Source organism: Brunnivagina elsteri CCALA 953 (assembly GCF_002289455.1).
GTDB lineage: Bacteria > Cyanobacteriota > Cyanobacteriia > Cyanobacteriales > Nostocaceae > Brunnivagina > Brunnivagina elsteri.
Window position 1 is genome coordinate 1 of the sequence record NZ_NTFS01000368.1, and the last position, 6569, is coordinate 6569.

At 38.1% G+C, this 6569-nt stretch carries 6 protein-coding genes; 2 read left to right on the plus strand and 4 right to left on the minus strand.

The window, feature by feature from the left end; translation table 11 throughout:
- Window positions 1-367: 367 nt before the first annotated feature.
- The 3 genes from CK510_RS23995 to CK510_RS24000 all read right to left on the minus strand — a co-directional run bounded on the left by CK510_RS23995 (window position 368) and on the right by CK510_RS24000 (window position 2770).
- The gene (locus CK510_RS23995; protein ID WP_095724070.1) at window positions 368-1651 is read right to left on the minus strand and encodes a HetZ-related protein; all 1284 of its coding nucleotides are present in this window, start codon (window positions 1649-1651) and stop codon (window positions 368-370) included.
- A gap of 327 nt (window positions 1652-1978) precedes the next feature.
- Window positions 1979-2125, minus strand: a complete 147-nt coding sequence (locus CK510_RS32970; protein WP_211293285.1) for a hypothetical protein — start codon at window positions 2123-2125, stop codon at window positions 1979-1981.
- A gap of 3 nt (window positions 2126-2128) precedes the next feature.
- Window positions 2129-2770 (minus strand): L-threonylcarbamoyladenylate synthase, encoded by a 642-nt coding sequence (locus CK510_RS24000; RefSeq protein WP_095724071.1) that lies wholly within the window; start codon window positions 2768-2770, stop codon window positions 2129-2131.
- A gap of 132 nt (window positions 2771-2902) precedes the next feature.
- On the opposite strand from CK510_RS24000, the gene larC reads away from it, so the two are divergent.
- Window positions 2903-4198, plus strand: coding sequence for a nickel pincer cofactor biosynthesis protein LarC (larC, locus tag CK510_RS24005; RefSeq protein WP_095724072.1), 1296 nt, complete (start codon window positions 2903-2905; stop codon window positions 4196-4198).
- Window positions 4199-4423: 225 nt separating this feature from the next.
- On the opposite strand, the gene CK510_RS24010 is transcribed toward larC, so the two are convergent.
- Window positions 4424-5014: a hypothetical protein gene (locus CK510_RS24010; protein ID WP_095724073.1), complete on the minus strand. Its 591-nt coding sequence runs from the start codon at window positions 5012-5014 to the stop codon at window positions 4424-4426.
- 484 nt (window positions 5015-5498) lie between these two features.
- On the opposite strand from CK510_RS24010, the gene CK510_RS24015 reads away from it, so the two are divergent.
- Window positions 5499-6416: a lysylphosphatidylglycerol synthase transmembrane domain-containing protein gene (locus tag CK510_RS24015; protein WP_095724074.1), complete on the plus strand. Its 918-nt coding sequence runs from the start codon at window positions 5499-5501 to the stop codon at window positions 6414-6416.
- The last annotated feature ends 153 nt before the right edge of the window (window positions 6417-6569 follow it).

Consider the following 6569-nt stretch of genomic DNA (forward strand, 5'->3'; position numbering starts at 1 on the left):
ATATTAGAATATACTTTCTGAATAGAAACCCAGGCTTGTGATAACTGGGTTTCTATAATTTGATATTTAATGTAATTACGATCGCGTACTTATTCACTTTGCTTTGGTTACCAGACTTTAAATATTTGATGATTTACCTTGCTTGACTATCTCCCACTTCTCATTTCCCCAAATTAGATAAAATTTACTTGCGTAAAAAGTATACATAAATGGGGAAGACGAGTAAGGTAATTTGGGAAACGAAAATTAAGCATTTGGTTTAATAATGTGGCGGGTGAAATTGCTGAGAATAGGAATTTACGTAACTTGTATAAGCTTGATAATAATAGGCATGATGCCTGATTTAATTAAGATATACAATCAAAACTTAACCCATTTGTGCTTCCACGTGACCATTGCGAATTGACCATGCTATTTCCAAAAGTTGAGTCCAACGTTTTTGGAGTTGTTTAGGGGTACATTTCACAGTTTTAGCAATAACTTGGTCGCTTTGTTGTGTTGATTTGAGAAGTAAAATTTGACGTTCCTGTTCGTTGAGTTGATTAACAAAGGTTTCCCACTGCTGGGAGGATAATCCTAATTTTTGCTCCAAACCTGCACCTAACCATTGATGTACCAATTGCCAGTTGTGGGTACGGGCAAACTTTTCTACGTGGTACTTAAAGCGTTGTTGGAGATAATCGCGCTGACGGGTAGTTAAACCCAGGATTTGGTCGATTTCCGGTGCGGGCAAATCTTGGAGCTTGAGGGTAAGGTAGCTAACGCAATCGTGCTGTCCTTGGGCTTCTAGGTACTCAATCAATTCAGCAACAACTCGATCGCGCTCCGAATCTTCAGCTACATCGCAGCTTGCTTGTGCGACCATTTGCGATCGCAATTGTTGTACTGTGGAATTGCGTTGGTAAGCTTCCCCATCTTCACCACGGGCAGATTCTAAAGCTGCTTCAAAATCAACGGTGGTTTCTTGAGGTTGGCGGCGACTGTAGCTTTGGGCACGTAGAATAATTAATTGTTGGTTACAACCACCAGGTAAATTAATCCGCCGTTTTGCGTATTGTTCTGTAAATGACATGTATTCCGCTAACTGTAACTGAGTACGTGGTGAATAATCTTCCGGTAATTCAGTTTCGCGGCGGAAAGCTTTAATAGCCTCAATATAAAACGCTTGGAGGAAATCTTCAATTAGACTATAGCGTCCGTCAAAACCTAATTGAGTATTGGGAGCGGTAATATGGCGGTATACCATAGCACCCAAAGCACTATGCAATTCAACACGTCCTCGACGAGAACCTAGTTGGTAATAACGAAGACACTTTTGAATACGATGGCGTGCCAGTGTTAACAACCAAGAATTGATTTCTCCAGAAGTTTGAATGCGCGAGCTTTTATCACAAATGCGTTCAACTTCTTTGGCAATGCGATCGGCAATAGCTTTAATGCAGTTCGGGGAAGCTTTGACTTGTGGCTGTAATTCCTGGTAAAGCAAATCGCCTAAAGCGTTGCTGCTGGGAGATAAATTATGTGTAGCAGGATTATTTACAGGATTATTTACAAAACTATTTGTAGAAGAATTATTTTGATTGGAGATTGTATTGGAGAATTCTGGAGTAGAAGCGTAGCAGTTGGTTGCAGCAGAGAGATTAGCTTTCATGATTTTTTTTTCCTGGGGGAGATCGCACCGAAACATGGAGTGCAAGCGTACTGGGGGAAGTATCGGAGAATCTTAGTTTGTTCTTCGCGACTCGTCTCAAGCACCGCTTATATTTATGACTGTAGGGAATCTAAAAAAGTTACGGGTATCTCTCTGTGTCGCTTTTTCGACACGCACCAGATTACGACTGGCACAATGATGTCAGTTATTACCTCTAATTGGCTCAAAGCTTTATAAATCAAGCCTTCGGACACTTTTGGTTAGTGTCTATTTGTAGGCATGTGAGTATGACACTTTTAAAAGTGGTGCGATGTTCCAAGGGAACCGCTACGCGATCGCATTTTTTGCTTTTGTAGCTAAAACAACAATCACCATAGGGATTTTGGGTATTAGATTTGAAATGTGGGGTTTTGGCTTTTGTTGTGACAGTCTGAGGATTTCGGATATTGAAAAGCGTGTTTTTCTGACGTACATAATCTAAAATCTAAAATCTCCAATACCTTGACGAACAACAACAGTCTCATCCCCAGTCAAATCAAGGATGGTGGATACTTTATTAGTTGGCTCCTCGCCAGTATCAACAATTACATCGACCAAATCATCCAATCGGTCGAATAATTCAGCTTGTGTAATTCCTGCTTCGTATTCAGCATCCACTTCCCGATCTTCATCGGGTGGTAAATGGGCTGAAGTTGAGATAATTGGATTTCCCAATGCTTCCAACAAAGCCAAACATAGTTTATGGTTTGGCACTCTAATTCCAGTGGTTTTGCGTTTGGGACTTTGCACCAGTTTCGGAACTAATTTAGTAGCAGGCAGCAAAAACGTATATGCTCCCGGAATTAGACGCTTCATTGTCCGGTAAGCATTATCGCTAACATAGGCATAAGTTGCAATATCCGAAAGTGAGGAGCATAAAAATGTGAGTGGTTTGTCATTGGCTAGCTGCTTAATTTTTCGCACTCGTTCAATCGCCGATTTGGCATTAAGGTCACAACCGATCGCATAAACTGTATCGGTAGGGTAAAGCATAACTGCACCTCGACGCAGTTCTGTTTGTATTTCTTCTATTCTGCGAATTTGAGGATTTTCAGGATGGATCGAAAATATCTTTGCCATAACTTTATAAAAATAGTGAAGGTTAATGGCTAATCGTTAAGGTGAATGCTTCCCATACAAAGGGATTTACACCAACCACTAACCACCAATCACTAACAATTAACCATTAACTACTACCAATTGACAAATAACATGAGTAAAATCATTTATCTCCAATGTCCAACGGGTATTTCTGGCGATATGTGTCTGGGTGCTTTGGTAAGTCTCGGTGTTCCGATTGAGTATTTAACAACTAAACTCAATGCTTTAGGTATTGAGAATGAATACCGCTTACGAATGGAATTGGTACATCGTAATGGTCAAGAAGCGACAAAGTTACATGTGGATTTGATTGAACACCATCACCATGATGATGATACACATAAAAAACATAAACACCATCAAGAACACCATCATAGGCGACATTTGCCAGAAATTGAAGCGATGATATTGGGGGCAAAATTGCCAGGAAGGGCAGAGAAATGGAGTTTGGCTGTATTCCGACAATTAGCAGTTGCAGAGGGTGCGGTTCACGGTATAGCGCCGGAAAAGGTACATTTTCATGAAGTTGGTGCGGTAGATGCCATTGTCGATATTGTCGGTACCTGTTTGTGCTTAGATTGGTTGGATATTAGTAGCAATGAACAAGATTTGCCCTTGCTATACTGTTCGCCATTACCAACAGGTGGAGGAACAGTACGTGCTGCACATGGTTTAATGGCTGTTCCGGTTCCTGCTGTATTGAAATTGTGGGAAATGCGTGGTTGTCCGGTTTACAGTAATGGCATCGATAAAGAATTAGTGACACCAACAGGAGCTGCGATCGCAACTACCCTTGTTCAGCAATTTATTTCTCCACCAGCGATGACTATTAAACAAATTGGGTTAGGTGCGGGGAATTTAAATTTAACTATTCCCAATATTTTACAAGCTTGGTTGGGTTTGACTTCAGACTCAAATCAATCAAATCAAACTAAAACTAGTCCCTACATCGAAAAAATCTCTGTACTGGAAACTCAAATTGACGATTTAAATCCCCAAGCAATTGGTTTTTTATATGATGCACTTTTTGAGGTTGGTGCATTGGATGTATTTACTCAAGCGATTGGCATGAAAAAATCCCGTCCAGCAATTTTGCTCACAGTGATTTGCAATTTAGATAAGTGCGATCGTATTCAAGAAGTTTTATTCCGCGAAACCACAACTTTAGGAATTCGCACATCAATTCAGGAACGAACGACTCTAAAACGTGAAATGCAAACAATACAAACTGAATTTGGTTCAGTAAAGGTTAAAATTGCGTGGCAAGGTGAAGATATGAATAAAACAATTACTAATATTCAACCCGAATATGAAGACTGTGCCGAATTAGCTAGAAAGCAGAATATTCCTTGGCGAGAAGTTCATAGAATAGCCTTACAAACCTGGCATCAAAAACATAACCAATAAATCAATAAATAATCAATAAAATTAATGTAGGGGCGTAGCTTGCTTCTCCGCTTCGGAGTACGGTTGTTCGCCCTTATTTTATTTATTTATTCGCCCTTATTTTATTTAATTATCCTTATTTTATTAATTAAACGGTAATAAAAGTCAGGGCAAACGCTTGTTTGCCCCTACAGGATTCTCGATTGCAAACTGTATTTAAATTAACAGAAAACCACTATAAAATACTTACTTAGCATCTCTCAAAGTGCGCTTCACAGAATCCATAGCATTATTAGCACCTTCCTTAATCCCTTCCAGTGGATTTCCCACAGTGCGATCGCCTATTTCACCTACATAATCACCAGCATCTTTAGCATTATTCTTGATATTTCTTAAACCCTGCTTAGTACTATCAGCAAAATTCTCAGTTTCTTCTCCCAATTTGTCTTTTACAGACTCAGCCCGATTCTGAATTTTTTTACCGAACTTATCGCTATCATTAGCAACACGACGAACATTTTCGACAATATTACCTGATTGGTTTTTGACATTCTTTTCAGCTTGACGCTTGAGTACTTTTGCTTTGGCTTTGGCTTCATTTTCAGCTTTGCTTGCACGAGCATCGACATCGCTAAAGTTATTCATTCCACCTTCATAGGAGTTAAGAGCGTCTCCATCCTTAGAAACATAATATTCAGATTTTTCGCCAGAATTTGCTTTTGTTGTTGCAGCGATCGCATCAAATGCTTGCGAAAACATTAAAGACAAACTTAAAAAGACAACAGCTAAAACTTGCAAAGGGCGAATTTTTTTGACAAAAGACGTTATTCGATTCATTTTCTTGCTCCTCTGGATTTACTTCCAGATATTTAGTTGTGGAATAATTTCCAATATTAGACAAACTAAACGAGTATTTTCCTCTAGCAAAAGTCACATTAATCTGAGTCAGCAAAAATAAATTTTATCTAACTGAAGATGGATATAACACCTTTAAATCATAATTACTGTAGGCAAGCTGCGCTAATATAAAGACCAATATCCCCTAGCTCTTGAAGTCTGGGATATGAATAACTGCCATATAAGCTATTGTAATATTAGTGAAATATACTTGAACTTGAATCGAAGATGCTATTTTACAGGAAGTCTAAAAATCAGCTTAAAAATCAGTCTCAAAATGACAATTAGAACACTAATAAACTAAATTTTTAACATGAGTATGAATAAAAATACTGAATTTAGTACATTTTGATAGATATAAAACCTTAACATAGGTTTAGAGTCACAATTTCAACCCAGAAAATTAACATATACAAATATCATTATGTTGAAGCGGATACTACGCTGGCTAATTTTAGGAGGAACGCTATTTTTTCTCATAAAAACCTTAAAAGATAACTGGGTAGAAGTGACAGCTATCCGCATTGATGGTGCAGGATGGGCTATTCTTGCGATCGCAACTGGTGTAACCTTATTAGCTCATACCTGGGCAGGTTGGGTATGGACTTGGATTTTGAGGGAATTAAATCAATCAGTAGCTACAAACCATTTCATCCAAGTTTATCTCAAAACTAATGTTGGCAAATACTTACCAGGAAATGTTTGGCATCATTATGGACGCATTATGGCAGCAAAAGAAGCAAAGATTCCCACAATGACTGCAACCCTCAGCATTGTACTTGAACCAATGTTAATGGCAGCTGCGGCTTTAATTATTATTGTTTTACTTGGTAGTCAATTTACGACTTTAAAAAATGATATTAATGTGCGAATTCTCCAAGTAATTGCATTAATTGCAGTACTTTGTGTTTTCCATCCTCGCTTTCTTAATCCAATATTAAAATTTGTCCAAAAATTAAAGTTTAAAAAAACTGAAAATCAAGATAATTCCTCAACTAATCCTTTAAGTTTAGAACGTTACCCCCTAACACCATTATTAGGAGAACTTGCTTTTTTAATGTTGCGGGGTACAGGTTTTATTCTCACCTTATTTGCCCTTGTTCCATTACAATTAGAACAAATTCCCTTGCTGCTGGGAGCTTTCAGTTTTGCTTGGTTACTGGGTTTTGTAATTCCAGGAGCTCCTGGTGGTTTGGGAGTATTTGAAGCAACTGCGATCGCACTATTACAAAGTCACTTTCCCTCGGCATTAGTTATTAGCACAACAGTACTATATCGCTTAGTTAGCATCCTCGCGGAAACATCTGGTGCGGGATTTGCTTGGCTTGATGAACATTTTTAATTAGAAACTAAAAACTAATTAGAAACTAAACTTCTTTACTTGTCTTTAACTGAGAAAAAACCCGATAATCATCCAAATCATAATTATCTAAATTGTAATCAACATGCAAATCCATATTATCTTCTTTCATCTTAATTAAGTTATATTCAACAT